The organism is Lapillicoccus jejuensis, assembly GCF_006715055.1.
Lineage (GTDB): Bacteria > Actinomycetota > Actinomycetes > Actinomycetales > Dermatophilaceae > Lapillicoccus > Lapillicoccus jejuensis.
Map to the genome: position 1 here is coordinate 3,285,903 of NZ_VFMN01000001.1, position 24,003 is coordinate 3,309,905.

Here is a 24,003-nt window from a genome sequence, read left to right on the forward strand (position 1 = left end):
CGCTCGACGCAGGGTGCACAGGGCGTCAAGCGGCTCGACGCTGCGTCAAGCCGGCACCGGGCGCCGTACGACCCCCCGGGAAATCCGGGGTTGTCCAAGCGTTTCCGCACGTCGCAGGCTCGCTTCGGGAATGATGCACCCGGGCGTCGAGCGCGCTGCGCCCGGGAGCAAAAGAATCGGGGGCTCGGTGGGGGAGCGCACGACAGCGGCGGGCGACAGCCTGGCCGAGACGATCGGCTGGGTGCTGGGCAACGCCCGCGACCACGCCCGCGACCGCTCGCTGCGGACCGCGGCCGGCTTCAGCCAACGGATCTCGCCGCCGGTGCACCGCGCCCAGGTCGGGCGGTGGGAGAGCGGGGCGACCGGCATCACCTTCCGGCAGGTGCGTCAGTACGAGGACGTGCTGGGCCTCCCGGAGGGCCTGCTCCTCGCGACCATCGACAACCTCGCGCGCGGCCACGGCGCCAGCGCCCGCCAGCCGTCGCTGCCGCCACCGCTCGCCGACGACTGGCGCGACCGGGTGGACGACCTGCTCGACAAGGCCGAGTCCCCGGAACGGATGACCGGCCTGGAGTGGCGCTGGCTGGCCTCGGCCCTCGGCTCCAGCGACGACGTCTTCCTGCGCCGCCGCGACTGGGAGCACCTGCTGCGGCGGATCGCCACCGAGGCCGACCTGTGCACCGGGCTGGAGTATCAGCTGCGCGACGACGCGAAGGCCTGCCTCGCCTCGCACCCGCGCAGCGCCCGCACCGTGCTCGACCTCACCGAGTCGGTGTTCGCCGACCCCACGGCGCCCGTCTACGCGGAGACCGGCATCCTGCTCGCGCACGCCGCCGGCCACGAGGCCGTCGACCTGCTGATGCGCCTCCTGCGCGACCCCGTCGGCGAGGCCGCCCACTACACGCTGCTGTGGGTGGCCCGGGTCCTCGTCCTCGAGGGCCGCACCCGGATCTCCGAGGACGAGTGGCTCGCCGCGCACGCCGTCGAGGTCCTCGAGGACGCCGCCAGCAGCCCGCGCCAGCGCGACGCCGCCGGTCTGCTGCTCGAGGTCGTGCCCGGGCCGCGCTCGGCGCAGGTCGCCGAGTGGCTGCGCCGGATCGGCGACCGCCGGGTCGCCGACGCCGTCGAGCACGGGCGGGTCCTCGGCGAGCGGCAGCTGGACTCGCTGCTCGAGGAGATCCAGGCCCGGCTGGCCGCCACGACGGGCAAGCGGCCGACGCTGCACCCGGTGCTGCGCTCGCTGCTGTGGCAGGCCACCGCCCACGCGGCCACGGAGGTGCGCGGGACCGCCCTCACCGTGCTCATGCTCTCCCCGCAGGGCCCGGTCATCGGGGCGACGTACGCCTCGGCGCTGCGCTACGCCCTCGCGCACGGACCCGACGTCGTCGTCGACGAGGCGCTCATCGTCCTGTCCTGGCTGCTCGCGCCGCAGGACGTGCCGACGGTGCTCGAGCTGGGTCTCGACCCGGCGGTCGACGCCAGCCGTGCCGGCCAGGCCCTCGTCGCGGTCGGCAACGCCCGCGACCGGATCGACGAGGCGCCCCCCGGCTACCGCGCCGACGACGTCACCGCCCGGCTCGTGCGCAGCGCCCGCGAGCGGATGGGCCCCGGTGACGGACCCGGCGTCCCCACCCCGGAGCCGCTCGTGCGCGGGCACCTCTACGCGCTGGGCATGCTCGGCCGCTTCGACGCCCTCGAGGAGCTGGCTCCGGAGTCGAGCCGGCCCGGGGTGGACCCGGTGTGGGGCGCCGGCGCCCGGCGCTGGCTGTCGACTCCGGTCTGGGCGCGGCCGCCGAGAGCGTGAGGCCGCCTCATCCCGCCAGGAAGGGGAGGGCGGCGAGGAGCAGGGCGTCGTCGTACAGGGCTGCGGGGTCCTCGTCCGGGGCGAGCCGCCCGGACAGCTCGAGCGAGACCGCGCCGTGGGCGACGGTCCACAGGTGCCGGGCGATGCGGGCCGGGTCGCCGACCAGCAGGCCCCCGGCGACCGCCTCGCGGACCCCGGCCTCGAGCGGGCGGTACGTCGCCTCGGCCGCCTCGGCGATGGCCGCCCCGCCGTCCGGACCGGGGCCGGCCACCGCGGGGTGCGGGCCGAACATCAGCGCGTACAGGAAGGGCGAGGCCAGCGCGGACTCCCGGTAGGCGCGGCCCACGGCCGCGAGCCCGGGGAGCGGGGCCTGCAGGTCGGGCGGCTGCGCCGCCTCTGCCAGCCGCGCCCCCAGCCGTCGGAAGCCCTCGCGGTACATGGCCGCCAGCAGCCCCTGCTTGTCACCGAAACGGGTGTAGACGGCCATGGTCGACGTCCCCGACGCCGCGGCGACCCGGCGCAGCGACAGCCCGGAGGGGCCGTGCTCGGCGAGCAGCCGGGCCGCCTCGTCGACGAGCCGCATCCCGATCTCGTCGGGGGCCCGGTCGTGACGGATGTCCGGGGTCGACGTCACCTCATCAGCCTATAACAGTGTCATGACCATGGTGATCGTCATCCACGCCACCGCCGCGACGCTGTCCCTCGTGCTCGGGGCGGTCAACCTGGCCCGACGTCCGAAGGGTGACCGCCGGCATCGGCTCGTCGGTCGCGTGTGGGTCGTGGCGATGTACCTCGCCGTCCTCACCTCGTTCGCGATCCGCGAGGTGAACCCGGGCGGTTTCAGCTGGCTGCACGGCCTGTCCGCCTTCACCCTGGTGACCCTCACGGTGGGCTGGGTGGCCGCCCTGCGGGGGCGCATCGAGACCCACCGCGGCTTCCTGCGCGGGTCCTACGTCGGCACCGTGGCCGCGTTCGTCGGGGCGGTCGTCGTCCCCCAGCGGGCGGTCCCGCGGCTCGCGGTCGACCACCCGTGGCTGCTGTCCGTCGCCGCGGCGGCGGTGCTCGCCGTCGCCTGGCTCGTCGTGGCGCTCGCCGGGCGTCCGGTTCGCCGCCGCGACGTCCTCATCAGCGAGGCACGGGTGCCGCGCTGATGCGGACGCTGCGCGCAGGTCCTCAGGGCAGGACGACGGCGTCGACCCACTGCCCGGCGACCGTCTCCACCCAGTAGCGGAAGTCCGGCACCCGGTCGATCCGGTAGAGCGTGTACTCCGGGCACCCCTCGAGCGGGCGGATGTGGTCGTAGGCGTGGTCCGGCGCCCACAGCAGCACCTCGCCGCTCTCGCGGTGGCAGAGCGTCGCGTTGCCGTTGGCCTCGTCGCTGATCGAGTACCACTCCGAGGGCGTGATGGGGATCTTCAGCCCCTCCTCCTGCCACGCCCAGGTGTAGTCGTGCACGAAGCTCGCGTCGTGCCGCGCGACCGGTGCGGTGAGCGAGTCGTTCTCGTTGAGCAGCCACGTGTCCGGCTCGTTGAACCGCTCGACGATGCCGCCGAAGGTCGACCACAGGGCGGCGTGCTCGGGGAAGGCCGGCGGCCGCGCGCCGCGCGGCGGCGGGGGGCACAGCCAGCCGGTGCGGCGCCCGTCCTCGCGGTCCCACGCGAGGATCTCGTACGCCGCCCCGTCGACCGTCACCGGCGTGAGGGTCGCGGCGTCGAGCAGCCGGCGCAGGGTGCGCGCCCAGTCCGGCAGCGGCCGGTCGAACGGCCGTCCGGGGCCGGCGGCCGACCCGGTGACGTGCCGCGGCGACATCCACGGCACGGCCTCGACGAGCTGCTGCCAGTCGTCGAGGGGCCGGTCCGGCACGAGACGCAGCGCCATCAGTCGTTCATCGCCTTGAGGATCGTCACCGCGAGCCCGCTCGCCGCGGAGCCGGGCGGCTGGTCGCGCGCCCAGTCGACGACGCGCACGACCGACCAGGCGCGGGCGCGCGCCTCGTCGATCCCGGCGGCCTCGCAGACCACCTCGACGCGGCGGCGCAGGCTCCACCGGATGGCCGGTCCGGTCCCGAGCTCGTCGGCGTCGGCGCGGTTCCACAGCAGCGGCGCGACCTCGAAGGCCCGCTCACCGGCCATCGGCTTGGGGTCGATGGCCAGCCACGGCAGGCGCGCTGCGGCCAGGACGTTCTCGTAGTGCAGGTCGGTGTGCAGCAGCCGCGCGTCGACGTCGGCGTCGGCGGCGAGCTCCGCGGCCAGGTGCCGGGCCTGGTCGGTGTAGCGGTGCGGCACGGCGGGGCTGTCGGGAGCGGCGGCCTGGCGGGCGGCGTACGCGCTCAGCCGCGGCACGCGCGCGATGGCCGGCACGTCGAGCCGCGCCAGCAGGCCGCCGACGGTCTCGCAGGCCTCCTCGACCCACACGTCGGTGAGGTCGGTGGGCTCGAGCCGCTCGAGCAGCAGCGCCAGGCGGTGCGGGTCGGCGCGCAGCAGCCGGACCGCTCCGTCGCCGTCCCACGCCCGCAGCGCCAGGTGCTCGGCACGCGCCTCGAGGTGCGGCCAGGTGACCTTGAGAGCGGCCGGCTCGTCGTCGCCGGTGCGGACCGGGAGGACGAGCGCGCAGCTGCCCCAACGGGACTCACCGTCGGGACGCAGCGCCCACCCGTCGAGCAGGTCGTCGAGCAGGCGCGGCAGCCCGTCGAGCCAGTCGCGGCCGGACACGCCGTCGGCGGGGGAGAGCCCGTCGGGCCCGCGGCCGTCGAGGGCGGCGGCGAAGGCGCCCGGGATCCGCACGTCGGTGGCGCTCACGGCAGGACCATTCCCGGGAAGGCGGTGGGGGCGGTGCCCCATCCGCGCGCGAGACCCACGACGTCGGCCTGCAGCTGCACGAGCCGGTCGACGGCTCGGCTGCCGGCCGGGACGGCGCCCGTCGCGAGCGGGTCGAGCCCGGCCGCCACGAGACCGACGAGGACGTGCTGCACGAGCCGGCGCGCGCTCGCCTGGTCGGTGACCGGGAAGGGGAGTCGCCAGCCGAGCTGGGGTGGTCCGGCCGACGACCCGGCCTGCGCCAGCAGCGAGTCCGCGCGGACGGCGAGCCGGGACCCGAGGGCGGCGTACGGCGCCCGCTGCTGCGCCGGGACCCTCGCCGTCGCCACCGTGACGCCGTACGACGCCGCCCGGGTCGCGTCCAGCAGGGCGGCGGCCGCCGGGCCGGGCAGGGCCGGCGCGTCCGGCCACGACAGGGGGGTGCCGACCTCGGCGGCGCCCGCCGCGCCGCAGGTGGCGACCGCGGCGGCGAGGACGCGGGTCGCGATCGACGCGGTGCCCCCGGCGACCGGCAGCAGCTCGCCGAGGACGACGGCCGACTCGGCCCGGACGAGGGTGCGCGCATCGGCCCCGGTGGGGGAGGACGGCGGCTGCGCGGCCGCGTCGGTGACGGCGTCGTCGACCCCGGCGACGCGCAGCCGGTCGCGCACGGCGGCGACCTGCGTGGCGTGGAGCGCGGCGAGGCGGGCGGAGGCGGTGCTGCGCGGGGTCGTGCGACCGGCCACCGCGGCCGCGTAGGCGACCGCGACGAGCACCCGCAGCAGCGGCGACTCGTCGGCGACCGGGGCCGGCGCGGGGGCCGGCTCGCCGTCGAGGCGGACGCCGCAGCCGGCGAGGGAGCCGGTGAGGACGGCGGCCAGGCCGAGGCCGAGGAGGCCGCTGCCCGTGCGCAGCACGCCGCGACGGGAGGGCAGGCCGCCGCGCGGGCGCGGGGCGGCAACGGGCATGGCGCGATCTTGCCACTGCCCCCGCCCCGGCGGTGCGGGCCCCGGCGGTCGACGGTGGCACCGGCGGTCGACGGTGGCACCGGCGGGGCGCGCGGATCGTTAGAGTGGGCGCCGGCGCAGGGCACCCTCTGCGTCCGGCGCCTCCGTCGGCCCCGGGTCACCACCCGGCCCCGACGACCCCCCAGGACCGGCGCCCATTCGAGAACAGGGAGGCGGACATGGCGGACGACCGCATCGGACCGGCCCTGACCGCACCCCTCGCGAGCCTCGGGCTCGTGCTCGACGACCTCACGGTCGTCCCCGCCGGTCGCCGGCGCGTGGTGCGAGTCCTGGTCGACCGCGACCTGTCCGGCCTCGCGCCGGACGACACCGACAGCCCGGTGGCCCCGCTCACCCTCGACGAGGTGGCCGACGCCACCCGCGTCGTGGGAGCGGTCCTCGACGGGGAGTACGACGGCCCCGGCGCGGCCGGTGACGGCGTGGACCTCATGGGCTCCCAGCCCTACACGCTCGAGGTGTCCTCGCCCGGGCTCGACCGGCCGCTGCGCGGGGCGCGGGCGTTCCGGCGCAACGTCGGGCGGCTCGTCGCGCTGACGCTCGCCGACGGCTCGTCGCTGACCGCGCGGGTCCTCTCGGTCACCGGCGGCGGGGACGACGCCCGGGCGCAGGTCGAGGTGCCCGGGACGAAGAAGACGCCCGCGACCCGTCACGAGGTGGCCCTGGCCGACGTGACGTCGGCCCGGGTGCAGGTGGAGTTCACGCGCCCGGGTGACGCCGGGGCGCCGTACGGGCCGGACGGGCCGGACGGGCAGGACGAGCAGGACGAGCAGGACGACGAGAAGGAGGACGACGGTGGACATTGACCTGGCGGCGCTGCGCGCCCTGGAGCGCGAGCGCGAGATCAGCCTCGACGTGCTCATCCCCGCCATCGAGCAGGCCCTGCTCATGGCGTACCAGCGCACCGAGGGTGCGTACCGCCACGCGCGGGCCGAGCTGGACCGCAAGACGGGGCACGTGACGATCTGGGCGCGCGAGGAGGGCGAGCTCCTCCCGGCCGACGAGGGGGAGCGGCCGGTCCGCGCCGAGCCCGGCCCCGAGTTCGACGACACGCCCGACGGCTTCGGCCGGGTCGCCGCCGCCACCGCGCGGCAGGTCATCGTGCAGCGCCTGCGCGACCTCGAGGACGAGGCGATCCTCGGCGACTTCCGCGGTCGCGAGGGCGACATCGTCAGCGGCATCGTGCAGCAGAGCGGCAGCCCCCAGCACGTGCTCGTCGACTTCGGCACGGTGGAGGGGATCCTCCCGCTCGCCGAGCAGGTGCCGACCGAGACCTACCGGCACGGCGACCGGCTGCGCTGCTTCGTCGTCAGCGTCAAGCGCGGCCCGAAGGGCGCGCAGATCGGGCTGTCGCGCACCCACCCGAACCTCGTCAAGGCGCTGTTCAAGCTCGAGGTGCCCGAGATCGCCGACGGCACGGTCGAGATCGCGGCGCTGGCGCGCGAGGCCGGCCACCGCACGAAGATCGCCGTCCACGCCAAGGTGCCCGGCGTCAACGCCAAGGGCGCCTGCATCGGGCCGATGGGCGCGCGCGTGCGGGCCGTGATGACCGAGCTGCAGGGCGAGAAGATCGACATCGTCGACTACGAGAGCGACCCGCGGGCCTTCGTGGCCGCCGCGCTCAGCCCCGCCCGGGTGTCCGCGGTGGAGGTCGTCGACGAGGCGGCGCGGTCCGCCAGGGTCGTCGTCCCCGACTACCAGCTCTCGCTCGCCATCGGCAAGGAGGGGCAGAACGCCCGCCTCGCCCACAAGCTCACCGGCTGGCGGATCGACATCCGACCCGACACGGCCGACACGCCCGGGCTCGGGGCGGGCTCGGCGGAGGAGTAGACTCGATCGTGACCGACCGGACTGGACTCCGTGACCGTCACCCGCGCACTCCCCTGAGGACCTGCGTGGGGTGCCGTCGCACGGATAGCCGGGAGGTCCTCCTGCGGGTGGTCGTGGTCGAGCAGAGGGAGGGTGTCCCCCTCCTCACGGTCGACCCGGCCCGTCGACTGGCGGGGCGCGGCGCATGGCTGCACCCTGACACCGGCTGCCTCGAGCAGGCCGTCCGCCGCAAGGCGTTCACCCGGGCGCTCCGTGCGTCCAGCGGGCTGGACGCCGGCCCGGTGGCCGACCACCTCGCGGCCCTCGCAGGATCCACCACCTCAGTGACCGACGGAAGCGGTTGAGACGCACATGAGCACCCGATGAGCACTCAGCAATGAGCACGCTGCACTAACCCGGTCCATTTCGAGGACGCCACGGACGCTTCCGTCCGGCCTTCTCTGGGATGGACCACCCAGACAAGGAGAAACGTGGCCAAGGTCCGTGTCTACGAGCTCGCCAAGGAGCTCGGAGCCGAGAGCAAGACCCTCCTCGCGTGGTTGAAGACGGAGGGCGAGTTCGTCCGCTCCGCCTCCTCGACCATCGAGGCCCCCGTCGTCCGACGGACGAAGGACAAGTTCCCGCAGGAGCTGCGCACCGGTGCCGGTGACGCCGCTCCCGCCCCCGCGCCGTCGGGTCGCCCGACCGCGCCCACACCGGGGCCGCAGGCCCCGGCCGCCCCCGCCCCGGCCCGCAGCGCCGCCCCGTCGGCGCCCGCCGCCGCGGCTCCCGCCCCGGCCGCCTCCCCGGCGGCCACGGCCCCGAGCCGTCCCACCCCGGGCCCGGCCGCTCCGGCGACCCCGGCCGCCCCGGCGCCCTCGGCGCCGACCCCGGCCCCGGCCCGTCGTACGCCGTCCGAGGCGCCCGCCCCCGCGGCGGCCCGCAGCGCGACGCCGTCCGCCCCCACGCCCGCCCCGTCGCGTCCGGCCCCCGGCCCGCGCGAGGGTGCGCGCTCCGACGCCCCGGCTCCGGCCGCGCCCGCCGCGCGCCGCGAAGGTGGCGCCTCCGGTGCGACCCCGGGCCCGCGCCCGGCGCCGCGCCCCGCCGGCCCCCGCCCGGGCAACAACCCGTTCGCGCCGAGCCAGGGCATGGGTCGTCAGCCCGCTGCCCGCGAGGGCTCCCCGCGCCCGGGCAACAACCCGTTCGCGCCGAGCCAGGGCATGCCGCGTCCGCAGTCGCGGCCCGGCCAGCCCGGCACCGGCGGTCCCCGTCCCGGCCCGCGCCCCGGTGGCACCGGTGGCGCCCGCCCGAACCCGGGGATGATGCCGGACCGCGCCGCGGTCCCGCGCCCGGGCACCCGTCCCGCCGGCGGCCCCGGCCGCGGCGGCCCCGGCGGTGGCCCCAACCGCGGCGGCTTCGGTGGCGGCGGTGGCCGTCCCGGCTTCGCCGGCCGCGGTGGCGGCGGCGGTCGTGGCAACACGGCCGGTGCGTTCGGCCGCAGCGGTGGCCGTCCGGTCCGCGGGCGCAAGTCGAAGCGGGCGAAGCGCGCCGAGTTCGAGCAGATGCAGGCGCCGACGATCGGTGGCGTGTCCGTCCCCCGTGGGGACGGCAAGACCGCCGTCCGGCTGCGTCGCGGTGCGTCGCTGACCGACTTCGCCGACCGCATCGGCGCGAGCGCGTCGTCGCTCATCACCGTGCTGTTCCACCTCGGTGAGATGGCCACGGCGACCCAGTCGCTCGACGAGGACACCTTCCGCCTGCTCGGCGCGGAGCTCGGCTACGAGATCCAGGTCGTGTCGCCGGAGGACGAGGAGCGCGAGCTGCTCGAGTCCTTCAACATCGACCTCGAGGCGGAGCTGGAGGCCGAGAGCGACGACCAGCTCTTCGCGCGGCCCCCGGTCGTCACCGTCGTCGGTCACGTCGACCACGGCAAGACCAAGCTGCTGGACGCGATCCGCAGCGCCAAGGTCGCCGAGGGCGAGGCGGGTGGGATCACGCAGCACATCGGTGCCTACCAGGTCGTCACCGAGCTGGAGGGCGTCGAGCGCCCGATCACCTTCATCGACACCCCGGGTCACGAGGCGTTCACCGCCATGCGTGCCCGTGGCGCGAAGGTGACCGACATCGCGATCCTCGTGGTGGCCGCGGACGACGGCGTCATGCCGCAGACGATCGAGGCCCTCAACCACATGCAGGCGGCCGACGTGCCGATCGTGGTGGCGGTCAACAAGATCGACAAGGAGGGGGCCAACCCCGCCAAGATCCGCCAGCAGCTCACCGAGTACAACCTCGTCGCGGAGGAGTACGGCGGCGACACGATGTTCGTCGACGTCTCGGCCCGCAACGGCCAGAACATCGACGGGCTCCTCGAGGCCGTCCTGCTCACCGCCGACGCGGCGCTCGACCTGCGGGCCAACCCCGACAAGGACGCCCGCGGTGTCGCCATCGAGACGCACCTCGACAAGGGCCGCGGCCCGGTCGCGACCGTCCTGGTCCAGTCCGGCACGCTGCACGTCGGCGACTCGATCGTCGCGGGGTCCGGCTTCGGCCGCGTCCGCGCGATGCTCGACGAGGACGGCAACACCGTGTCCGAGGCGGGCCCGGCCCGTCCGGTCCTCGTCCTCGGCCTGACCTCGGTGCCCGGCGCCGGCGACACGTTCCTCGTGGCGCCCGACGACCGGACCGCCCGGCAGATCGCGGAGCGGAAGGAGGCCGCGTCGCGCGCTGCGTCGCTGGCCAAGGCCCGCAAGCGGATCAGCCTGGAGGACCTCAACGAGGCCCTCGCCCAGGGCAAGGTCGAGACGCTCAACCTCATCCTCAAGGGTGACGCGAGCGGTGCCGTCGAGGCGCTCGAGGACGCGCTCCTGCAGATCGACGTGGGCGACGAGGTCGACCTGCGGATCATCGACCGCGGGGTCGGTGCCATCACGATGAACAACATCAACCTCGCGATGGCCTCCGACGCGATCATCATCGGCTTCAACGTGCGCGCGGAGGGGCAGAACGCCGACTACGCCGAGCGCGAGGGCGTCGAGGTGCGCTACTACTCGGTGATCTACCAGGCCATCGACGAGATCGAGCAGGCGCTCAAGGGCATGCTCAAGCCGGAGTTCGAGGAGGTCTCGCTCGGCGAGGCCGAGATCCGCGAGATCTTCCGGTCGAGCAAGTTCGGCAACATCGCCGGCTCCATCGTGCGCAGCGGCGAGATCCGTCGCGGGACGAAGTCGCGGGTGCTGCGCAACGGGACCGTCGTCGGCGACAACGTCGAGATCGCGGGCCTGCGCCGGTTCAAGGACGATGTCACCGAGGTCCGCGAGGGCTTCGAGTGCGGCATCAACCTCGGGTCGTTCAACGACCTGCAGATCGGCGACACCATCCAGACCTTCGAGATGCGCGAGAAGCCGCGCGTCTGACGGTCGTCGGTGCGGGCGGGGGCTTCGGCCCCCGCCCGCACTGCGTCACCCCTCCCGTGGGTGGCACCCCACTCGTTGCCACTTTTGTGCGCCCGTGAGAAAGGCAGGCCCGTCATGGCCGACCAGGCCCGCGCCCGCAAGATCGCCGACCGGATCAAGGTCGTCACCGCGGAGTACCTCGAGCACCGCGTCAAGGACGAGCGGCTCGGCTTCGTGACGATCACCGACGTCCGCGTCACCGGCGACCTGCAGCACGCCACGATCTTCTACACCACCTACGGCTCGGACGCCGAGCGCGAGGGCACCGCCGCTGCCATCGAGTCGTCGCGCGGCAAGATCCGCTCGGCCGTCGGCAGGGCCCTGGGCATCCGGCTCACCCCGACCGTGGAGTTCGTCCCCGACGCGCTGCCCGAGGGCGCCTCGCACCTCGAGGACGTCCTCAAGGTCACGCGCGAGCGGGACGAGGAGCTCGCGAAGGCGCGCGAGGGGGCGTCGTACGCCGGCGAGGCCGACCCGTACAAGAAGCCCGTCGACGAGGACGACGACCTCGGTCAGGTCGGCGACGAGGACGAGTCGGACGACGACGACGAGCTCGATGCCCGCTGACGGCCTGCTCGTCGTCGACAAGCCGGCGGGCTGGACCAGCCACGACGTCGTCGCCAAGGCCCGGTGGGTCTGCGGGACGCGCAAGGTCGGCCACGCCGGCACGCTCGACCCGATGGCGACCGGCGTGCTGCTGCTCGGGGTCGGCCGGGCGACGCGGCTGCTCACCTACCTCGTCGGCTGCGACAAGGGGTACGACGCGACGGTCCGGCTCGGGCAGGCGACGGTCACCGACGACGCCGAGGGTGAGGTGACGGTCGCCCGTGACGCGTCGGGGGTGACGCGCGAGGCGCTCGACGCGGCGGTCGCGCGGTTGACCGGCGAGATCCAGCAGGTCCCGTCGTCGGTGTCGGCCATCAAGGTCGACGGGAAGCGGTCGTACGCGCGGGTCCGCGGCGGCGAGGAGGTCGCGCTGGCGGCCCGTCCCGTGACGGTGTCGACCTTCGAGGTGCGCGGCGTGCGGGCGGAGGGGGCGCTGATCGACGTCGACGTGCGCGTCGAGGTGTCGTCGGGGACCTACGTGCGAGCCCTGGCCCGCGACCTCGGGGCCGACCTGGGGGTCGGCGGCCACCTGACCGCGCTGCGCCGTACGCGCGTCGGGCGTTTCGGCGTCGAGGATGCGCGGCCGCTCGACGAGCTGGTCGCCGGCGCCGAGGCGGCCGTCGCCGCGGGGCAGGAGCGCTCGGCCGTGGTGCCGCTGCTGTCGATGGGCGACGCCGCCCGGGCCCAGTTCCCCGAGCGGGTGCTCACCGAGGCCGAGGAGCGCAGCGTGCGCTACGGCCAGCGGATCGACGCCGTACGGCGTGGTGAGGCGGTCGTCGCCGCGCTCGACGCCTCCGGCCAGCTGGTCGCGCTGCTCGACGAGACGCGGCCGCAGGCGAAGTCGCTCGTCGTCTTCCCGCCCGACTGACTCGTCGTGCTGCTGAGACCCATCAATTGATGGATGTCAGCGCAGCGTGTGCGGGGCGTGCTGCTGAGACCCATCAATTGATGGATGTCAGCAGACCGGTGGCTCGAGGACGAGGTCGACGCCGCGGGTGAGGGACGTCGACGTCCCCGTTCCCGCAGCAGTCCGCCTCAGGGTTGGTGGGCCACGAGGACGTCGCGGTGGATGCCGGCGTCGACGCGGTGGGCGAGGCGGGTCCAGGGGCCCTCGTCGCGCACGACGAGGCCGGCACCGGTCACGATCGCCGCAAGATCTTCCCGCGCGAGACCGTGCGTGTTCCACGCGATCCCCATCGCGCCACCCGAGCGCAGCACCGACGCCCACACCGGCACCGCCTCGGCGAGCAGGTCGGCGGGGGAACGGTCGCGACCCCCGCCGCCCGCCCGCGAGCCGTGCGCGACGCCGTACGGCGCGTCGGTGACGACCGCCTCGACCTTGCGCCTGCCCAGCAGCTCGGCCGTGCGCAGGGTGTCGGCGGCGAACAGGCTGAGGTGCTGGCGCTGGCCCGCCTTCCACGCCTCGGCGTCCGGGTGCAGGAACGCCTCGAGCAGCTCGGCCACCTGCCGACCGTTGCGGCGCAACGGGTTCAGCCCGATCGAGTGCTTGAGCCGCTTGCGCCGCAGCCACGTGGTGAGGAAGGCGGCGTAGGCCTCCACCTCGCGCCGCTCGAGCTCGACGCCGTACGCGTCGTGACCCAGCGCCAGAGCCCACGACAGCGTCGTGCCGCGCCCGGCGAGCGGGTCGAGGACGGTGAACGGACGCCGCCCCACCTGGTCGCCCCACGACGTCGCGGCGAGGGTGACGTTGAGCAGCGCGCGGGTGAACTGCTCGTTCGTGCGGCCCGGGTACTTCGGGATCGTCAGCAGGTCGTCGTCGAGCCGCTCGGTGCGCGGCAGCCCGACCGGGGCGAGCAGGTCGTCGCCGACGCGGCGGAAGAGGGCGTGCGCGGCGGAGAGCTGCCCGAGGGCGGCGTACGTCGCCCCGTACCCCTCCCCGCCGGTCGGCTCGTCCGGGGCGTCGAGCTCGACCGCGAGGTAGTCGACCCCGGCGACCCGCACCGGCTCGACCGAGCGCACCGGAGCGCCGAGGCGACCCTCGGCGAGGACCTGCAGCTCGGCGGCGACGACGCCCGGCGCGGTGCCCGCGTAGACCCGGTTGCTCGACGGGGACAGCAGGAGCAGCAAGCGGGTCACGAGCCCACACCCTAGGGTGACGACCCCGACACCCCGCCGCCGCCCCGGCGCTTCGTAGAGTGTGCCTGTGCACGTCTGGCGCAGCCTGCAGGACCTCCCGGCCGACCTCGGCCGCACGGTCGTGACCCTCGGCAACTTCGACGGCGTGCACCTCGGCCACCGGGCGGTCCTCGGCCAGGTCGTCGACCGCGCCCGCACCGAGGGGCTCGCGTCCGTCGCCGTGACGTTCGAGCCGCACCCCATCGCCGTGCTCTACCCCGAGCGGGCACCGCAGCAGATCCTCTCGCTCGGCCAGCGCACCGACCTTCTCGCGCAGACCGGGCTCGACGCCGTCCTCGTGCTCACCTTCACCCGCGAGTTCGCGCAGCTGACCCCGGAGGAGTTCGTCCGGCAGGTCTTCGTCGACGCCCTGCACGCCGCGGTCGTCGTCGTCGGGAAGGACACCCGCTTCGGCGTGCGCAACAGCGGCGACGTCGGGACGCTGCGCGAGCTCGGCGACCGGCTCGGCTTCGATGTCGTCGCCCTCGAGGACGTCGGCGAGGGCGGCCGGTGGTCGTCCTCGATGGTCCGCAGCCAGCTCGCCGAGGGCGACGTCGAGGGCGCCGCCGCGGTCCTCGGTCGGGCGCCCGCGGTCCGCGGCACCGTCGTCCACGGCGACCACCGCGGCCGCGAGCTCGGCTACCCGACGGCCAACCTCAGCCAGGACCCCGAGGGTCTCGTCCCCGCCGACGGCGTCTACGCCGGGTGGGTGCACCGCCTCGACGTCCCCGACGACGACCCCGACCGCTGCCTGCCCGCGGCCATCTCGATCGGCACCAACCCGACCTTCGACGGCGTCCAGCGCCGCGTCGAGGCCTACGTCCTCGACCGCACCGACCTCGACCTCTACGGCGAGCGGGTCTCCTACGACCTCGTCCGCCGGCTCCGCCCGACGATCCGGTACGACGCCATCGAGCCGCTCCTGCAGCAGATGGAGCAGGACGTCGCGCAGTGCCGCGAGATCCTCCTCGCGCCCGTCGCGAGCTGAGCGCGAGGGCCGTCACCAGATCGTCGTACGGAGTCGCCGCGGGCCCCGCGGGCGCTCGTGTCAGGATGAGGGCTCCCGACGTGCGAGGAGGCACCCGTGGCCCAGACGTCCGTGCAGCCGGACCAGCGACGCCCCCAGGACGACCCCGAGGTCCTGCGGAAGATCGAGCAGCGGGCCCCGAGCCTCGCCCGGCTCTTCCGCGACCGGGTGACGGCGAGCGGGACGGCGGTGGCGTTCCAGTACTTCCGGACGCCGCCCGGTGGGTCCGAGGAGCTCGTCGACCTCACCTGGGACGAGGCGCGCGGCCGCGTCGACGCGCTCGCCGCCGGCCTCGTCGACCTCGGGGTGCAGTCGCAGGACCGGGTCGCGATCGCCGCGACCACCCGGATCGAGTGGGTGCTCGCCGACCTCGCGATCATGACGGCCGGCGCCGCGACGACGACGATCTACCCGTCGTCGAAGGCCGAGGACGTCACCTACATCCTCGGCGACTCCGGCAGCCGCGTCGTCATCGCCGAGGACGCGACCCAGGTCGCCAAGCTCGAGGCGGCCCGTAGCGAGCTGCCCGACGTCGTCCGCGTCGTCACCCTCGACCCGCCCCGCCAGAGCGACCCGGACGGATGGGTCATCGGCGTCGACGACCTGGCCGACCGCGGCCGCCGGCTGGTCGCCGCGCAGCCGACCGTCCTCGACGACCGGGTCGCCGCGATCGAGCCGGACCACCTCGCGACGATCATCTACACCTCCGGCACGACCGGGCGCCCCAAGGGCGTCCTGCTGCCGCACGACGCCTTCACCTACATGGCCGCCGCCACCGGCGCGATGGGGGAGATGAACGCCGACGACGTCCAGTTCGTCTGGCTGCCGCTCTCGCACGTCTTCGGCAAGCTGATGATCGCGCTGCCGCTGCAGGTCGGCTTCACCACCGCCGTCGACGGGCGGATCGACCGGATCATCGACAACCTCGGCGTGGTCCGGCCGACGTTCATGGCCGCCGCGCCGCGAATCTTCGAGAAGGCGCACGCCCGGATCACCGCGATGTTCGCCGCCGAGACCGGCGTGAAGAAGCAGCTCATCGACTGGGCGCTCGGCGTCGGTCACCAGGCCGTCGCGCTGCGCGAGAAGGGCGAGCAGCCCGGTGGGCTGCTCGCGCTCCAGCTCGCGCTCGCCGACCGGCTCGTCCTGGGCAAGGTGCGTGAGCGCTTCGGGGGCCGGATCCGCTTCATGATCAGCGGGTCCGCGCCGCTCGACCCCGAGATCGCGCGCTGGTTCGGCGCGGTGGGGCTGCAGATCTCCGAGGGCTACGGCCTCACCGAGACCTCCGCCGGCGGGTCGGTCAACCGCTCCGCCGACGGCCGGTGGGCCTACGGCACGGTGGGGATCCCGCAGCCCGGCACCGAGATCCGCCTCGCCGAGGACGGCGAGATCCTCATCAAGGGCCCGGCCGTCATGCGCGGGTACCACAACCTGCCCGAGGAGACCGCGGAGGCGCTCACCCCCGACGGCTGGTTCCACACCGGCGACATCGGCGTGCTCGACGAGCGCGGGTTCCTCAAGATCACCGACCGCAAGAAGGACCTGTTCAAGACCTCGGGCGGGAAGTACATCGCCCCCGCGATGATCGAGTCGCGCTTCAAGGCGATCTGCCCGGTGGTCAGCCAGTTCGTCGTCCACGGCGAGGGCCGCAACTTCGCCTCGGCGATCATCACCCTCGACCCCGACGCCATCACCCAGTGGGCGGCGGGCCACGGTCTCGCCGGGCGCCCGTACGGCGAGATCGTCACCTCACCGCAGGTGCGCGAGCTGGTCCAGGGCTACGTCGACCAGCTCAACGCCGGGCTCAACCGCTGGGAGACGATCAAGAAGTTCGTCATCCTGCCGCGCGACCTCAGCATCGAGGAGGGCGAGCTCACGCCCAGCCTCAAGCTGCGCCGACGGGTCGTCACCGACAAGTTCCGCTCGGAGCTGGACGCGCTCTACCGCTGACGCCGCGCGCGCCGGAAACCCGGTCGCGCCAGCGGCGGGGGAGGGCCAGGGTGCTCGGGTGAGTCTCGAGCTGAGCCCCCCGTGGGACGACCTGACCTTCCTCGCCCCGCTGTCGCCGCGGCGCGCCGACACGCTCGTGCGGTTCGTCGCCGGCGCCGTCGATCCCGCGTCCGGCCCGGTGGTCGACCTCGGGTGCGGCTGGGCCGAGCTGCTGCTCCAGGTCCTCGCCGCCGTCCCCGGGGCGGCCGGCGTCGGGGTCGACCGCGACGCCGACGCGCTCGCGGCCGGGCGCACGTCGGCGGCCGCCCGAGGTCTGGACGGGCGCGTCGAGCTGCGGGTGGGGGACGCCGTACCGGCACGGGCCGCGGCGGTGCTGAGCGTCGGGGCGACCCACGCGTGGGCGCCGCCGGCCGGGCCCGACCCCGAGCCGCTGCACTACGAGCAGGCGCTGCGCCGGGTGCGCTCGCTCGTGCCGCGCGGTGCGCCGGTCGTCTACGCCGACGGGATCTGGCGTCGTCCGCCGACCCCGGCCGCCGTCGCGCCGCTCGCCGGTCGCGAGGACGAGCTGCTGCCGCTCGCCGACCTCGCGGAGCTGGCCGTGGCGTGCGGCTTCGGCGTCGTCGGCGTCCACGAGGCCGACCAGGGGGAGTGGGACGACTTCGAGTCCGGCTACACCGCCTGCTACGCGCGCTGGCTGGCGTCCCACGAGCCCGACGACCCGCAGGCGGATCGGGTGCGCGAGGCGGCGGCTCGGCAGCGCACCGGCTACCTGTCCGGGTACCGCGGGGTCATGGGGTTCGGCTACCTGCAGCTGCTGGCGGTCTGAGCCGCCGTACGGGGTCCGTGACGTCCGCACCCGACGGGGCACCGGTGCCCCGTCGGTGCGGACGTCGCGTAGTGGTCTGGACGCCATACCAAAGAGTGAACCAAACGTAACACCTTCTTAATTTCTGATGCCTACTGTAACGTCCGGTACAGGCCAGCCAGCCGGTACCACCACGTCCCCCGAGCCGCACCCCAGACGCGGCCGAGCAGTGAGGCAGCCATGAACCGAGCACCTGCAGTGCGTCTTACCGCCCTCACGGCCGTCGCGGCCGTCGCCCTCGCCGCCTGCGGGGGCGGGGGCAGCTCCTCCACCAGCACCGCCGGCAAGGACGGGGGCAAGCTCGTCATCGCCCGCGCCGCCGACGCCCTGTCGATGAACAAGACGACGACCTTCGACAACAGCTCGATCTACGTCTTCGAGCAGATGATGGAACCGCTCTTCATGGTCAGCGAGGACGGCACCAAGGTCGAGCCGTGGCTCGCCACGGGGTACGACGTCTCGTCCGACAAGCTCACCTACACGATCCACCTGCGCGAGGGCGTGACGTTCTCCAACGGCAGCCCGATGACCGCGAAGGACGTGAAGTTCTCGATCGACGAGGACACCAAGACGGGTGCCGACGGCTGGGGCTACATCAACGCCGCCATCGACACGGTCACCGCGACCGACGACAAGACCGTGACGATCAAGCTCAAGTACGCGTGGGCGCCGATCCTCGCCGACCTGTCGCTGTTCTCCAACGCGATCATCCCCGACAACTACGGCGGCAAGACGGCCGAGCAGTTCTACGAGGCGCCCGTCGGCACCGGCCCGTTCGTGTGGGGCGAGTGGAAGAAGGGCCAGTCGCTCACCCTCAACAAGAACCCGAAGTACTGGGGCTCGGGCAAGCCGCACCTGGACAGCGTCACCTGGACCGTCGTCCCGGACGCCAACACCCGCAAGCTCCAGCTGCAGGGCAAGCAGATCGACATCGACGAGTTCCCGGACTGGTCGAGCTTCAGCGCCCTCAAGAGCGCGCCCGGCATCACCGCGACCGCCTTCCCCTCGACGCGCATCGACTACGTGACGATGAACCAGAAGAAGACGCCGCTGCAGGACGTGCACGTGCGCCGCGCGATCGCCTACGCGCTCGACCGCGAGTCGATGGTCAAGACGGTGCTCTACGGCAACGGCCAGGCGGCCGACTCGCTGCTCAGCCCCGGCACCCCGTTCTACGCCAAGAACCCGCAGGCACCCAGCTACGACGTCGCGACGGCCAAGGCCGAGATGGCGAAGTCCTCGACGCCGCAGGGCTTCTCGACGAGCATCAGCATCAGCTCGGGTGACCCGAACCAGGGCAGCGTCGCGCAGATCATGCAGTCCGAGCTCAAGGAGATCGGCATCGACCTGCAGATCCAGCAGCTCGACCCGACCGCCCTGCGCGCGGCCCGCAACGCCGGCAACTTCACCATGCTGCTGGGCGGCTGGACGATGGACATCCCCGACCCCGACGAGTGGACCTCCTTCGCGGTCGACCCCGACGGCGGCTCGCACTCGGCCTACACGTACTACGACAACCCCGACGTCATCGCGATCAACAAGAAGGCCCAGGCCGAGACCGACGACACCAAGCGCGCCGAGCTCTACAAGGAGCTGCAGGAGAAGACGGCCGCGGACGCGTGGGCGGCGTACCTCTACTACTCGCCCTACGCCTACGCGATGCAGAGCAGCGTCAAGGGCTTCCACGTCACGCCGCTCGGCAACTACCACCTGGAGAACGTCACCAAGTGAGCCACCGCCTGAGGTTCGTCCCGGGCCGCCTGCTCCAGGCGGTGCCCGTCGTGTTCGGGGTGACCATCGTCGTCTTCTTCATGGTGCACCTGCTCCCCGGCAACCCCGCCCTCACCCTGCTGGGCCAGACGGCGACGCCCGACCGCGTCGCCGCGCTGAACCACCAGCTCGGTCTGGACGAGCCGCTGTGGCAGCAGTACGGCACCTTCCTGCGGCACCTGGTCACGGGCGACCTCGGCACGAGCATCACCTACCAGCAGCCGGTCGCCGACCTCATCGTCACGGCGCTGCCGGTGACCCTCGAGCTCGTCGTCTTCGCGCTGGTGCTGGCGCTGCTCATCAGCATCCCCCTGGCCGGGCTCGCGGCGACGCGGCCCGGCCGGGGGCGCGACCTCGGCGTGCGCGCCTTCACCCTCGTCGGGCAGGGCATGCCCCAGTTCTGGGTCGGCATCATGCTGCTGCTCCTGCTCGCCGTCCGCCTCGGGGCCTTCCCCGTCGGCGGGTACGGCGACACCCCCGGCGAGCACGTGTACTACCTCTTCCTGCCCTCGCTCACGCTCGCGATCGCGTTGGCGCCGCAGGTCATCCGCAGCCTGCGGGCCTCGATGATCTCGGTGCTCGGCTCGGAGTACGTCGGGACGGCGCGCTCGAAGGGCGCGGGCGGGGCGGCGCTGTTCCGCGGTCACGTCCTGCGCAACGCGGCCATCCCGACCGTGTCGATCGTCGGCGTCAACCTCGGCTACCTCGTCGGCGGGTCGCTCGTCATCGAGAAGGTCTTCGCCGTCCCGGGCCTCGGCTCGCTCATGGTCAACGCGATCTTCTCGCGCGACTTCCCGACCATCCAGGCCGTCTCGCTCGTCGTCGCGCTCTTCGTCGTCGTGGTCGGCGTCCTCACCGACGTCGCCTACACCCTGCTCGACCCCCGGGTCGACCTCGCGGTCGGAGGCCGCCCGTGACCGCCACCACCCTCCTGCGCCGCGTCCGGCGCGTCGAGGGGCGCCCGGCCCGCTCGCGGTCGCTTCGCCCCTGGTACCGCAACGGGACCCTGATGACCGGTCTGGTCATCGTCGGTCTGCTCGTGCTCGTCGCGATCCTCGCGCCGGTGCTCGCGCCGTACGACCCCGTCAAGCAGGACCTGCCCTCGGCGCTGCTCGCGCCGTCGTCCGAGCACTGGCTCGGCACCGACAAGTACGGTCGCGACATCTTCAGCCGGCTGCTGTGGGGCGCGCGGGTCGACCTGCGGATCGGCGCCCTCGCCGTCCTCATCCCGTTCGCCTTCGGCTCCGTGATGGGGGCGCTGGCCGGCTACTTCGGCGGGTGGTTCGACGTCGTCGTCATGCGCGTCGTCGACGTCTTCTTCGCCTTCCCGTTCTACATCCTCGTCATCGCGCTGGTCTTCGTCCTCGGCGCGGGGGAGAAGAGCATCTACCTCGCCATCGCCGTCGTCTCGTGGGGCTCCTACGCGAAGATCCTGCGCGGCGAGCTGCTCGTGGCCAAGCAGCAGGACTGGGTCGTCGCGGCCCGGCTCGGTGGCCTGTCGCACGCCCGGATCCTGCTGCGGCACATCGCCCCCAACGTCCTGGCCCAGGCGGTCATCTACGCGATGAGCGACGTGGTCATGGACATCCTCGCCATCGTCACCCTCGGCTACCTCGGGCTCGGCATCGCGCCGCCCACGGCCGAGTGGGGCTCGATGATCCTCGACGGCCAGGAGTTCATGACCGAGCACTGGCAGCAGGCGACGATCCCCGGCCTCGCCGTCGTCGTCACCTCCCTCGGGCTGTCCTTCCTCGGCGACGGCCTCGCCGACCTGCTCAGCCCCGGGCGGCGCTCGTGAGCCCCGTCGGTGCGCCGCAGGCGGCGCCCACCACGGGGCGCCGTACGGAGTCCTCCGGCCTGCTCGAGGTGGAGGGTCTCACCCTCGGTCTGCGACGCGGTAAGGGCCGCGACGTCCGCATCGTCGAGGGGGTCGACCTCACCGTCGGGGCGGGCCAGCGGGTCGGTCTCGTCGGCGAGTCCGGGTCGGGCAAGTCGCTGACCCTGCGGGCGATCGCGGGCCTGCTGCCGGCCGGCGTGGAGGTCCTCGGCGGGGGCATCCGCTACGCCGGGCAGGAGCTGACGACGATGCCCGACCGGCGCCGCCGCGCGCTCGCGGGACCGGACATCGCCATGGTCTTCCAGGAGCCGATGACGGCGCTCAACCCCACCACGCGGGTCGTCGACCAGATCGCCGAGGGACCGCGCCGGCACCTCGGACTCAGCGCCTCGGCGGCGCGCGAGCTGGCCGTCGCGACGATGGCGCGCACCGGGATCCCCGATCCCGAGCGACGTGCGCGGGCCTACCCGCACGAGCTGTCCGGCGGTCTGCGCCAACGGATCATGATCGCGATGGCGGTCTCGTGCAGCCCACGGCTCCTGCTCTGCGACGAGCCGACGACCGCGCTCGACGTCACCGTCCAGCTGCAGGTGCTGCGGCTGCTCACCGACCTGTGCGACGAGACGGGGACGGCGCTGCTCTTCGTCACCCACGACCTCGCCGTCGTCAACCAGACCTGCGACGACGTGTCGGTGATGTACGCCGGGCACATCGTCGAGCGCGGCTCCGTGGCGGACACGTTCACCTCGCCGTGCCACCCCTACACGCGGGGCCTGCTCGAGTCGGCCCCCGACTTCGACCGGCCCGACCGGCAGCTCGTGCCCATCCCCGGCTTCCCGCCCAACGTCGCCGACCGCAGCGCCGGGTGCCCGTTCGCGCCGCGCTGCGGCTACGTCCAGGACCGGTGCACCCACGAGGTGCCGCCGCTGCTGCCGGTGACCGGTCCGCGCACGCCGCGGAACGGGACGACGCCGCGCGAGTCGGCCTGCTTCGAGGTCGCCCGGCTCCAGGAGGACCCGTCATGACCACCACGACCACCGACACCCCGGTGCTGCGCGTCGCCTCGCTGACCAAGCGCTACCCGCTGCCCGGCGGCTGGTTCGGTCGCGGCTCCGGGCGCACCCTCAAGGCCCTCGACGGGGTGGACCTCGAGCTGCGGCGCGGCGAGGTCCTCGGCCTGGTCGGCGAGTCCGGGTCGGGCAAGTCGACCCTGGCCAAGATCGTCGTCGGCAGCACCGCGCCGACCGACGGGGAGGTCACCCACGAGGGCGGCGCCGTCGGCGGCCGGGACGGGGCCCGGCGGATCCAGATGGTCTTCCAGGACCCCTACTCCTCCCTCAACCCGCGCCTGACCGTCGGCGCGATGCTCGGCGAGCTGCTGCGGCTGCACGACGTCGTCCCGCGCAGCGAGGTGCGGGCCGAGTCGGTCCGGCTGCTGCGGCTGGTCGGCCTCGAGGAGGACGCGCTCGGCGCCTACCCCAGCCAGTTCTCCGGCGGCCAGCGCCAGCGCCTGGCCATCGCCCGGGCCCTCGCGGTGCGGCCCGACGTGCTCATCGCCGACGAGCCGGTGTCCGCGCTCGACGTCTCGGTGCAGGCGACGATCCTCGAGCTCTTCGCCACGCTGCGCGCCGAGCTCGGCCTGTCGATCCTCTTCATCGCGCACAACCTCGCCGTGGTCCAGCACCTGTGCGACCGCGTCGCGGTCATGTACCTCGGGCGCATCGTCGAGGTCGCCGACACCGCCGAGCTCTTCGCCCGGCCGCGGCACCCCTACACCCGCGCGCTCATCGACTCGATCCCGCGGATGACGCACACCAACCGCCCCGAGCGCTTCCAGCTCGAGGGCGACCCGCCCAGCCCGTACGACGTCCCGCCCGGCTGCCGGTTCGCGCCGCGGTGCGCCCTCGCGACCGACGAGTGCCGGGCCACCGACCCGGCGCTCGTCGAGGTGGGGGCCGGCCCGCAGGCGGTCGGGCCGCACCTCAGCGCGTGCCTGCGCACCGACGCCCTCGCGGCCATCCCGCTCGCCGACCCGGTGGCGCCTCACCGTGACGCCGTCCTCCACCCCACCACCAAGGAGACCCCCGCGTGAAGATCTGGATCAGCCTCGACATGGAGGGTGTGGCGGGCATCGTCGACTGGGACCAGTGCCGTCCCGACGGCGGCCCCCGCTACGCCGTCGGCTGCGAGCTGATGCTGGCCGAGGTCAACGCGGCCATCGAGGGCGCCGTCGCCGGCGGGGCCACCGAGGTGCTGCTCAACGACTCGCACGGCACGATGGCCAACCTCGACCCCAGCCGGCTGGCCGGCGGGGCGTCGTACCTCGCGGGCCGGCACAAGCCGCTCTACATGATGCAGGGGCTCGACGAGACGTTCGACGCCGCGTTCTTCGTCGGCTACCACGGCTCGATCTCGGGGCGGCCGTCCACGCTGTCGCACACCTACAACCCCGAGGTCTTCGCGGCGGCGAGGCTCGACGGGCAGGAGGTGGGGGAGAGCGGCATCAACGCGCTCGTCGCCGAGCACTTCCGTGTGCCCATCGCGTTCGTGTCCGGGGACACCGTCACCTGGGAAGAGACGTCGCCGTACGCCCCCGGGGCGAAGCACGTGGTGACCAAGGAGTCGGTCACCCGCTTCGCCGCGTGGAACCTGCACCCGCACGAGTCTCGGCGGCTGATCCGCGAGCAGGCCGAGGCCGCCGTCCGCGCGGTCGCGGCCGGCGAGGTCGGCACCCCGGGGGTCGCCCGCCCGGCCACCCTCGAGCTCGACGTGCAGACCGCCGACATGGCCGAGGTCGCGACCTGGGCTCGCGGGGTCGAGCGGACCGGGCCGCGCACGGTGAGCATCTCCGGGGAGGACCTGCTGGCGGTCTTCCGCTCCTTCGTCGCCGTCAACTACATCACCCGCCAGGCCGGCGGACGCTGACGGAC

General features: G+C 74.0%; 22 protein-coding genes. 17 read left to right on the top strand and 5 right to left on the bottom strand.

The genetic code is table 11. The features are described 5' to 3' along the window. Window positions 1–187 precede the first annotated feature (187 nt). Window positions 188–1,804 (top strand): hypothetical protein, encoded by a 1,617-nt coding sequence (locus tag FB458_RS15260; protein ID WP_141849242.1) that lies wholly within the window; start codon window positions 188–190, stop codon window positions 1,802–1,804. A gap of 7 nt (window positions 1,805–1,811) precedes the next feature. On the opposite strand, the gene FB458_RS15265 is transcribed toward FB458_RS15260, so the two are convergent. Beyond that, window positions 1,812–2,438 carry a TetR/AcrR family transcriptional regulator gene (locus tag FB458_RS15265; RefSeq protein WP_141849243.1) on the bottom strand — a complete coding sequence of 209 codons (627 nt, stop codon included), beginning with the start codon at window positions 2,436–2,438 and terminating at the stop codon, window positions 1,812–1,814. A gap of 22 nt (window positions 2,439–2,460) precedes the next feature. Between FB458_RS15265 and FB458_RS15270 the strand changes: the two genes are divergently transcribed. Beyond that, window positions 2,461–2,955, top strand: a complete 495-nt coding sequence (locus FB458_RS15270; RefSeq protein WP_170185702.1) for a DUF2306 domain-containing protein — start codon at window positions 2,461–2,463, stop codon at window positions 2,953–2,955. A 22-nt stretch (window positions 2,956–2,977) separates the two neighbouring features. On the opposite strand, the gene FB458_RS15275 is transcribed toward FB458_RS15270, so the two are convergent. From FB458_RS15275 to FB458_RS15285, 3 genes are read right to left on the bottom strand one after another with little or no spacing between them, the layout of a single operon-like run. Continuing rightward, window positions 2,978–3,682 carry a hypothetical protein gene (locus tag FB458_RS15275; RefSeq protein WP_141849245.1) on the bottom strand — a complete coding sequence of 235 codons (705 nt, stop codon included), beginning with the start codon at window positions 3,680–3,682 and terminating at the stop codon, window positions 2,978–2,980. Next, window positions 3,682–4,602 carry an aminoglycoside phosphotransferase family protein gene (locus tag FB458_RS15280; protein WP_246061271.1) on the bottom strand — a complete coding sequence of 307 codons (921 nt, stop codon included), beginning with the start codon at window positions 4,600–4,602 and terminating at the stop codon, window positions 3,682–3,684. Before FB458_RS15280 ends, FB458_RS15275 begins: the two co-directional genes overlap by 1 nt. Beyond that, a complete protein-coding gene (locus tag FB458_RS15285) occupies window positions 4,599–5,567 on the bottom strand; it encodes a ferritin family protein (protein ID WP_141849247.1) in 969 nt (322 codons plus the stop codon). Before FB458_RS15285 ends, FB458_RS15280 begins: the two co-directional genes overlap by 4 nt. A 218-nt stretch (window positions 5,568–5,785) precedes the next feature. On the opposite strand from FB458_RS15285, the gene FB458_RS15290 reads away from it, so the two are divergent. From FB458_RS15290 to truB, 6 genes are all read left to right on the top strand, one after another. Beyond that, window positions 5,786–6,430 (top strand): ribosome maturation factor RimP, encoded by a 645-nt coding sequence (locus FB458_RS15290; RefSeq protein WP_141849248.1) that lies wholly within the window; start codon window positions 5,786–5,788, stop codon window positions 6,428–6,430. Continuing rightward, a complete protein-coding gene (gene nusA, locus FB458_RS15295) occupies window positions 6,420–7,454 on the top strand; it encodes a transcription termination factor NusA (RefSeq protein ID WP_141849249.1) in 1,035 nt (344 codons plus the stop codon). The genes FB458_RS15290 and nusA overlap by 11 nt, the downstream gene beginning before the upstream one ends. Window positions 7,455–7,519: 65 nt before the next feature. Further along, on the top strand, window positions 7,520–7,798 hold the full coding sequence (locus FB458_RS15300; RefSeq protein ID WP_281286106.1) for a YlxR family protein: 279 nt from the start codon (window positions 7,520–7,522) through the stop codon (window positions 7,796–7,798). Window positions 7,799–7,924: 126 nt separating this feature from the next. After that, on the top strand, window positions 7,925–10,846 hold the full coding sequence (infB, locus tag FB458_RS15305; RefSeq protein WP_141849251.1) for a translation initiation factor IF-2: 2,922 nt from the start codon (window positions 7,925–7,927) through the stop codon (window positions 10,844–10,846). 114 nt (window positions 10,847–10,960) lie between these two features. After that, window positions 10,961–11,452, top strand: coding sequence for a 30S ribosome-binding factor RbfA (gene rbfA / locus FB458_RS15310; RefSeq protein WP_141849252.1), 492 nt, complete (start codon window positions 10,961–10,963; stop codon window positions 11,450–11,452). Then, window positions 11,442–12,359, top strand: coding sequence for a tRNA pseudouridine(55) synthase TruB (gene truB / locus FB458_RS15315; RefSeq protein ID WP_141849253.1), 918 nt, complete (start codon window positions 11,442–11,444; stop codon window positions 12,357–12,359). Before rbfA ends, truB begins: the two co-directional genes overlap by 11 nt. Before the next feature lie 167 nt (window positions 12,360–12,526). On the opposite strand, the gene FB458_RS15320 is transcribed toward truB, so the two are convergent. Then, complete coding sequence (locus tag FB458_RS15320) at window positions 12,527–13,588, bottom strand: TRM11 family SAM-dependent methyltransferase (RefSeq protein ID WP_141849254.1); 1,062 nt, start codon at window positions 13,586–13,588, stop codon at window positions 12,527–12,529. Between the two features lie 67 nt (window positions 13,589–13,655). Between FB458_RS15320 and FB458_RS15325 the strand changes: the two genes are divergently transcribed. The 9 genes from FB458_RS15325 to FB458_RS15365 all read left to right on the top strand — a co-directional run bounded on the left by FB458_RS15325 (window position 13,656) and on the right by FB458_RS15365 (window position 23,998). After that, a complete protein-coding gene (locus tag FB458_RS15325) occupies window positions 13,656–14,615 on the top strand; it encodes a bifunctional riboflavin kinase/FAD synthetase (protein WP_141849255.1) in 960 nt (319 codons plus the stop codon). 96 nt (window positions 14,616–14,711) lie between these two features. Beyond that, window positions 14,712–16,601: an AMP-dependent synthetase/ligase gene (locus FB458_RS15330; protein WP_246061272.1), complete on the top strand. Its 1,890-nt coding sequence runs from the start codon at window positions 14,712–14,714 to the stop codon at window positions 16,599–16,601. Between the two features lie 58 nt (window positions 16,602–16,659). Continuing rightward, window positions 16,660–17,427 (top strand): SAM-dependent methyltransferase, encoded by a 768-nt coding sequence (locus tag FB458_RS15335; RefSeq protein WP_141849256.1) that lies wholly within the window; start codon window positions 16,660–16,662, stop codon window positions 17,425–17,427. Between the two features lie 237 nt (window positions 17,428–17,664). After that, complete coding sequence (locus FB458_RS15340) at window positions 17,665–19,197, top strand: ABC transporter substrate-binding protein (protein ID WP_170185703.1); 1,533 nt, start codon at window positions 17,665–17,667, stop codon at window positions 19,195–19,197. Beyond that, window positions 19,194–20,153: an ABC transporter permease gene (locus tag FB458_RS15345; RefSeq protein ID WP_141849258.1), complete on the top strand. Its 960-nt coding sequence runs from the start codon at window positions 19,194–19,196 to the stop codon at window positions 20,151–20,153. The genes FB458_RS15340 and FB458_RS15345 overlap by 4 nt, the downstream gene beginning before the upstream one ends. Continuing rightward, complete coding sequence (locus FB458_RS15350; RefSeq protein WP_211356062.1) at window positions 20,150–21,034, top strand: ABC transporter permease; 885 nt, start codon at window positions 20,150–20,152, stop codon at window positions 21,032–21,034. Before FB458_RS15345 ends, FB458_RS15350 begins: the two co-directional genes overlap by 4 nt. Then, window positions 21,031–22,098 carry an ABC transporter ATP-binding protein gene (locus FB458_RS15355; RefSeq protein WP_141849259.1) on the top strand — a complete coding sequence of 356 codons (1,068 nt, stop codon included), beginning with the start codon at window positions 21,031–21,033 and terminating at the stop codon, window positions 22,096–22,098. Before FB458_RS15350 ends, FB458_RS15355 begins: the two co-directional genes overlap by 4 nt. After that, entirely contained in the window at window positions 22,095–23,165 is a 1,071-nt protein-coding gene (locus tag FB458_RS15360) for an ABC transporter ATP-binding protein (protein WP_141849260.1), read from the top strand. Before FB458_RS15355 ends, FB458_RS15360 begins: the two co-directional genes overlap by 4 nt. After that, a complete protein-coding gene (locus FB458_RS15365; RefSeq protein ID WP_141849261.1) occupies window positions 23,162–23,998 on the top strand; it encodes a M55 family metallopeptidase in 837 nt (278 codons plus the stop codon). The genes FB458_RS15360 and FB458_RS15365 overlap by 4 nt, the downstream gene beginning before the upstream one ends. Window positions 23,999–24,003 lie beyond the last annotated feature (5 nt).